Here is a 1,172-nt window from a genome sequence, read left to right as displayed (position 1 = left end):
CAAGGCATAATAATCACCTTGGTCACGTAAAATATGAGCGCTACTTTTCTGAAACACTTTAATTCAATTACCGATCCTCGCATTGAACGCTGTAAAAAGCATGAGCTTATCGATATTCTCCTTTTAGCCATTAGTGCAGTAATCTCCGGTGCACAAGGATGGGAGGATATTGAAGATTTTGGGCATCTAAAACTTGATTGGTTAAAAAGATATGGCGCTTTCAACGCGGGTATTCCAAGACACGACACCATAGCCCGTGTCATTTGTCGGTTAAAATCAGATGAAATAGAGCATGCATTTCAATCTTGGATATCTTCACTTATTGAAACCACGGGTGCTGATATTATTGCTATGGATGGAAAAACTGCACGTCGTTCATTTACAACCAAAGATAGAAAAAGTGCTTTACATACCGTCAGTGCATGGAGCTGCCAACACCAGTTAGTTTTAGGGCAAACAGCCGTTGATAGCAAAACAAATGAAATCACAGCCATACCTGAGTTACTCACCATGCTAGATATTGAAAATAGCATCATTACACTTGATGCTATGGGCTGCCAGCAAGAAATAGCGAAACAAATAATTAAACAAAAAGCTGATTATATCCTAGCGCTCAAAGGTAACCATTCAGGTATGCAGAGTGAATTAGAAGCTTGGTGGCACAAGAGTGAGCGCGAAGGATTGACCAATAGCAACTATGATAAACATACCGAAATAAGCTCAGGGCATGGGCGCATTGAAACAAGGGTTTGTCAGCAATTGCTTATTGATAAAAGCTGGTTAGATAAAATCTACCAATGGTCTGGCTTAAAGAGTGTTATTCAAGTAACCGCTGAGGTTCACGATAAATCATCAGGTACAGACACGATAGAAACGCGTTGGTATATTAGTTCGTTAGCGTTAGGTGCGGAGCAAGCACTTAATGCGGTACGAAGCCACTGGCAGGTTGAAAGTATGCATTGGATGTTGGATATGAACTTTAGGGAAGATGAATCAAGAATCCGTAAGAAGCAAGGACCCCTTGTTTTTAACGTAATGAGAAAAATAGCCATGGCGTTATTTAAACAAGATACAACTAAAACAGCCAGTATGGCGAGAAAAAAGAAAATGGCAGGGCTAGACGATGATTATCGCTCAACCCTGTTAGAATCTGGGATTAAAATGCGCTAGCC

General features: G+C 40.5%; 1 protein-coding gene. It reads left to right on the top strand.

The window, feature by feature from the left end:
* Positions 1 to 33 precede the first annotated feature (33 nt).
* Entirely contained in the window at positions 34 to 1,170 is a 1,137-nt protein-coding gene (locus QMA00_RS18830; RefSeq protein ID WP_024602346.1) for an ISAs1 family transposase, read from the top strand.
* The last annotated feature ends 2 nt before the right edge of the window (positions 1,171 to 1,172 follow it).

Origin of the sequence: Pseudoalteromonas sp. APC 3694, assembly GCF_030407565.1 — a bacterium.
In the GTDB taxonomy this organism is placed as follows: domain Bacteria; phylum Pseudomonadota; class Gammaproteobacteria; order Enterobacterales; family Alteromonadaceae; genus Pseudoalteromonas; species Pseudoalteromonas tetraodonis.
The sequence above is the reverse complement of the archived record's forward strand: the minus strand, read 5'-3'. Positions and strand labels throughout refer to the sequence as shown.